The 4,557-nt window shown below is 33.0% G+C and carries 4 protein-coding genes and 1 pseudogene; 2 read left to right on the top strand and 3 right to left on the bottom strand.

What is annotated here, in order from left to right:
- Positions 1-286: 286 nt before the first annotated feature.
- Positions 287-1,447 (bottom strand): NAD(P)H:quinone oxidoreductase, encoded by a 1,161-nt coding sequence (gene wrbA, locus KHA90_RS24840; protein WP_213308190.1) that lies wholly within the window; start codon positions 1,445-1,447, stop codon positions 287-289.
- A gap of 631 nt (positions 1,448-2,078) precedes the next feature.
- Here wrbA and KHA90_RS24835 point away from each other — a divergent pair.
- Positions 2,079-2,735, top strand: a complete 657-nt coding sequence (locus KHA90_RS24835; RefSeq protein ID WP_213308189.1) for an oxidoreductase — start codon at positions 2,079-2,081, stop codon at positions 2,733-2,735.
- Positions 2,736-2,792: 57 nt separating this feature from the next.
- Here the strand turns inward: KHA90_RS24835 and KHA90_RS24830 are convergent, their stop codons facing one another.
- Positions 2,793-3,107 (bottom strand): HPF/RaiA family ribosome-associated protein, encoded by a 315-nt coding sequence (locus KHA90_RS24830; protein WP_213308187.1) that lies wholly within the window; start codon positions 3,105-3,107, stop codon positions 2,793-2,795.
- A 470-nt stretch (positions 3,108-3,577) separates the two neighbouring features.
- Here KHA90_RS24830 and KHA90_RS24825 point away from each other — a divergent pair, with 470 nt between their 5' ends.
- Complete coding sequence (locus tag KHA90_RS24825; protein ID WP_213308185.1) at positions 3,578-3,811, top strand: hypothetical protein; 234 nt, start codon at positions 3,578-3,580, stop codon at positions 3,809-3,811.
- Between the two features lie 366 nt (positions 3,812-4,177).
- On the opposite strand, the pseudogene KHA90_RS24820 reads toward KHA90_RS24825, so the two are convergent.
- Positions 4,178-4,417 (bottom strand): annotated as a pseudogene (locus tag KHA90_RS24820) (DUF3427 domain-containing protein); the annotation flags it as partial.
- Between the last annotated feature and the right edge of the window lie 140 nt (positions 4,418-4,557).

The raw sequence follows: 4,557 nt of genomic DNA, 5'->3' as shown, positions 1-4,557 counted from the left end.
TAGATAATTTTTTATTATATTTGACATAGATATTGTTTTGTTTGGCGACATCAAGATACTGAATTTCAGTATCTTGAACAATATCTAGTCCGTATTTTTTACTTGAAATAATTACACCCAACGGGTTTAATATAGTAAAAGAGCGTACAAAAAGAAACACGTTTCGTTCACATAGCAAACTATGTGTATTTTAAATAAGTGAAACGCCTTTTTTTGAGTTTACAAAATCTATGTTTCTATGTGTTTAAATTAATTTTCGGTAAAAAGTTATGCTTAACAATAACTCTTATTCAATTTCAAAAATTGCCTGAATTTCTACAGCCGAATTTATCGGTAACGAAGCCGCCCCAATAGTTGCTCTGGCATGTTTTCCTTTCTCACCAAAAACCAAAGCCGTCAAATTCGAAGCCGAATTCATAAGTCCTGCATGTTGCGTATATTCTGGAGTGGTATTAAAATATCCTGTAAGTTGCACACATTGTTTTACTTTGTTCAAATCGCCTCCGCAAGCTTCTTTCAAAACAGCAATTACATTTAGCATGGTTTGGTACGTTGCTTCTTTCGCCTGATCTTCTGTAACTGTTGCGCCAACTTTACCTGGATTTAGAATTTTTCCATCTTTTAAAGCCACTTGATTGATATACACTTTATGATCTGAAATCGTAAACGGAACATAATTTCCAACTGGTTTTGGTGCTTCGGGAAGTACAATATTATTGTCTTTTAATGTTTTATTGATGTCGATTTTTGTTTCTGCCGAAGTTGTTTTTACAGACTTTATATTCTCTGTATTTCTCAATCCAGAAGCCACTCTTGCCAAAGCTTTTCCTTGTTCTTTAGCCAGATTCAATTCACTTTGCGACGGACGAGTTCCTGTAGATCCTGCCAGTGAAGTCGCTCCAAAAGGCGTATTTCCCTGAGGAATTGTTTTGTCTAAAGTAGCCGTTCCCATAATTCCCGTTGGTACAATCACCATTCCATGAGAAGCCAGGATATTCCAAAAAGATAAAATCGCAGCTTCTTTTCCTGCCCCAGATCCTGCCGACATGAATACAGTTGCAGGTTTTCCTTCAAGAGTTCTCGAAGTCCAAAGCGGAATACTCTGACTGAAAAAATAATTCATATCAGCACTGATATTCGCAAAATGCACCGGACTTCCAAAAGCGATTCCGTCATAATTGGCCAATTCTTCTATGGTCGCAATTGGTAATTTCTCTACATCAGCATTTAGTTTTTCTTTTGTGTTTATTGAGGGAACACGTTTTATTGTTGCTTTTGTATTTGGATAATCCTGAATTCCTTCGGCAATTGCTTTTGCCATTTTGTAAGTTCCGCCGTTTTGAGAATAGATCAAAACCAGCACATTTGTTTCAGATGATTTTGTTTGCGCGTTTGTGCCAAAACCTATAAAAATTGCGATTAATAATACGAGTAGTTGCTTTTTCATGAAGGTGATTTTAAATAATTTGTAATGAATAATCTCAATTAAGAAGCTTGTTTTATTTCAAAAACCAAGTTCTTTTTTTTGGACTGCAAAATTACTTCTTACAATCCCGAAAAGCGTTATTATTATGTTAATCGTGTTTTTATTTAAAACAATGAGAGCAGAGATTAAAAATTAAAATCTGCTCAATCTGCAAAATCTGCGAGAGGAAAAAAAATAAACACATAGAAACATAGGATTTAGGAATGAACAAAAAAGAATTAAATACAAATCAAGATTTGACACATAGCTATGTGTGTTTTAAGCAAATGAAATGTCTTTTCCTAAACTGCTAGAATCTATGTTTCTATATGTTTTTAAAAAAAAATAGATAATATAGATTAGTAATAAATCTGCAAAATCTGCGAGAGACAAAAAAATAAACACATAGAAACATAGGATTTAGGAATGAACAAAAGAGAATTAAATACAAATCAAGATTTGACACATAGCTATGTGTGTTTTAAATAAATGAAATGCCTTTTTTAAGTTTACAAATCCTATGTTTCTATGTGTTTAAAAAAATCAGCCCAAAAAGTTTATTTATAAAGTAAACCGATAATTTTCTAACTTCGAGGAAACAAATCGCCTTATTATGAAAAAAGCAATTGTCTACGGAGCAAGCGGGTTAGTAGGATCTTATATTCTCGAAACGTTATTGAATAATACAAATTATGAACAAATTATAATTGTAGTCAGGAAAGAGATTAACATTCAGCATCCAAAACTAAAAACAATAATAGGAGATTTTAATTCATTGCCCGAAGTTGTAAAAGACATCGAAGTAGATGAAGTTTTTATCTCACTTGGAACCACAAAAAAGAAAACGCCTGACGAAAAACTATATTACCAAATCGATCATGATTATCCGGTATTAGCTGCAAAACTGGCAAAAGCAAACGGAGCAAAGGCAGTTTTTCTAGTTTCGGCAATTGGAGCAAATGCAAAGTCGTCTATATTTTATACCAGGACAAAAGGAGAAACCGAACAAGATATTATCAAGCAAAATTTCGATCACACTTATATCTTTCGTCCTTCGATGATTTTAGGCGACAGAAAAGAAAGCCGGCCTATTGAAAAAGTGTTCATAGGAATATTTAAATTTGTCAATCGGTTATTTATGGGAGGAATGAGTAAATATAAAGGAATCGAAGCGCGGGATATTGCAAAATCAATGGTAAATAGTTCTGATAAACCAAGCGAGAAAGTTAAAATATTACATTGGGAAGAAATGACCAATTTGCTAAAATAAAAAATGGCATTATCTTAATTAGAGATAATGCCATTTTTTATTTTGATGCTATATAAATTAATGCGCTTTCTGTTTTTCGAAAGTCGTAGTAAGTGATTTTTTTGCTTTGGCAAGAGCACCGCTAAAAGCTTTTTCAAGCGTATCTGCGTGGTCTGTTACGGTTAAAGGTTGTAAATTAGCTACACGAACTTCAATAACGCATTTTTTATCGTTTAAACTGAATTTTTCTCCGTTTTCATCGCCAAAATGTACTTCAACGCGGGTTATTTTTTCCTCGAAACGCGCTAAACCTTTTTCTAATTCTTCAGAAAAGTAAGTAGCTAATCTTTCGTGTCCTTCGATGTTCTTGTCTGTATTGATTTGAATTTTCATATGGTTTTATATTTAATGATTGTTTCTCAAAGCTATTTTATTTAAGATGAAAAGCCAAATGAGTTAATAAAACATTATGAAAAAATGTTGGAAAATTTCAAGGCCCTTTTTTTGTTAGACTTGGCGATTTTGAAATGTTATTATCGAACGCGGATTTAACGGATTCACTTCGTGAAAACGCGGATAAAAACAGATTTTTTATTGTGTTTTTTGTTAGGTTGAGCGGAGTTGAACCCCCCCACGCTCGAATATGCAAACCAAAATCTACAAACATTTTATATTCATAACGAAAATCCACACAAATCATAAGGCTTTTTGGTATCTTCGCAGTCCTAAAATGCAAGAAATTATGAACTCAGAAAAACTTTGTGCCCGTGTGGTATGGTGGCGGTATTGGAAACAACTGCAACGCTCTTGCAGCGTAGGACACCTAACCTACGCGGGTTTTATATTTCCTAAAATGCAAGATTATGAGTGTAAACACCCTTTCAAAAGAAACCGAATTGCGGTTAAATGAATTTTTCAACCAGGCAACAGATCCTAAAAGTTTCGCAAAAGCAATCCGAAAAGTAAATTATCTTCTCGCCATGTCTCTACTGCGAGAATGCGAAACCCTGCAAATTGATACAAAATCAGTCGAAGATGGTTATTATTGGCTCAATGAATTAGCAGAAATTCTAAATCCTTATTTGGATGTTGAATAAGGTTTGAATAGACTAAAAGCCACTGAAAAGTGGCTTTTTTTATTTTGTGGTTTGTTTGAAAGTATTTTATGTTTAAGAAAAAAAAACAGCAGTTCCCGCCCGTTTTGTCATTCTGAGGAACGAAGAATCTCCGTAAGTAACTCCGCTACAATCGTCAAGTAAGCCACATTTTAAATTTTCTTAATTTTAAATTTTGTTATATGTTCGCATCCATCGCATTTAACAAAACTATTATCATCTACAAACATATCTATTTCAATTTCGTAATCACAAACAGGACAATTGTAAATAATATCTATAAGTTTAATAGGCGGATTAAGTACAGTTGGAATTTCTAGGATTGAATATTCTATCATGTTTTTTACATTAACCTACCGACATTTTCGCAGACTCTTTCCATAGATAATTTGGCATTGGCTCATTTAACTCCCATTTAATGTTCATTGGTTTTTGGTCTTCATATTCTTTGAAATTGCCTTCTCCAATAAAAACATATCCCATTGTATTTCCCTTTTCATCATTTGCTTTTTCTCTGATAAAAAGTAAAATTTTCTTATCATTTTCTTGTTGTTTAATATAGGATAAACCTCTACCAATATCGGGTCTTGAAGAATTTTGAGGATCAAGAACAAAACCTGGGGAGGAATGTCAAAATAAAATCAGAAATTTGCAATCTAAGAATTTGATATGACTCCTATAGATCTTTTAAAATTTATGCTTCCTGATTTTTTAGTAGAACATTTTGA

The organism is Flavobacterium psychroterrae (genome assembly GCF_018380615.1).
GTDB classification, from domain to species: domain Bacteria; phylum Bacteroidota; class Bacteroidia; order Flavobacteriales; family Flavobacteriaceae; genus Flavobacterium; species Flavobacterium psychroterrae.
This window is presented reverse-complemented; position numbering and strand designations above follow the sequence as displayed.

What these genes read in the sequence shown, in the direction of transcription:
- KHA90_RS24830 (WP_213308187.1), bottom strand. Translation starts at nt 3,107, where the DNA reads ATGAAAATTCAAATCAATACAGACAAGAACATCGAAGGACACGAAAGA.
- KHA90_RS24835 (WP_213308189.1), top strand. Translation starts at nt 2,079, where the DNA reads ATGAAAAAAGCAATTGTCTACGGAGCAAGCGGGTTAGTAGGATCTTAT.
- wrbA (WP_213308190.1), bottom strand. Translation starts at nt 1,447, where the DNA reads ATGAAAAAGCAACTACTCGTATTATTAATCGCAATTTTTATAGGTTTT.
- KHA90_RS24825 (WP_213308185.1), top strand. Translation starts at nt 3,578, where the DNA reads ATGAGTGTAAACACCCTTTCAAAAGAAACCGAATTGCGGTTAAATGAA.